The sequence below is a fragment of the Bacillus lumedeiriae genome (genome assembly GCF_044891285.1).
Classification (GTDB): domain Bacteria; phylum Bacillota; class Bacilli; order Bacillales; family Domibacillaceae; genus Pseudobacillus; species Pseudobacillus lumedeiriae.
Genome location: NZ_JAUIYO010000057.1, coordinates 1 through 416, shown reverse-complemented (window position 1 = coordinate 416; position 416 = coordinate 1). Strand labels below are relative to the sequence as shown.

General features: G+C 53.4%; 1 protein-coding gene. It reads right to left on the bottom strand.

Translation table 11 applies throughout. From position 1 onward, the window contains the following. The coding region (locus QYG89_RS17175) for a sensor histidine kinase (protein WP_404319424.1) at positions 1-416 on the bottom strand (416 nt) is incomplete at both ends.

Genomic DNA, 416 nt, shown 5'->3' with positions numbered 1-416 from the left:
ATCGTCGCCGTCCCGCCTTTGCCCATATTGTAAAAAAGCACCTTGTTGAGCGTAGCGACAAGCCGTTCAATCTCATTCTGCGAGTTTAACCGCGCCAGCCAGCGCACCGTATCAAGCGTATTGTGAATAAAATGCGGATTGATCTGGAACATCAGCTTCTCCACCTCAAGCTCCGCCTTCAGCTTCTCGTTCCGTCTGACCTCCTGCAGAAGCTGACTGATGCGTTGGCGCATCTCCTCGAAGCGGTCCAGCACATAATCGAATTCGGCGATGCGCGGATACTTCGGAACCGAATGAAAGCCGCTGTTTTGCAGCAAACGGATTTCCTTGTTGAAGCCGGTCAGCGGCTTGTACACCGTCCTCCACAGCATCAAAGCGAAGCCCAACGCCACCGCTAGCGATACCGTTCCGAAAAT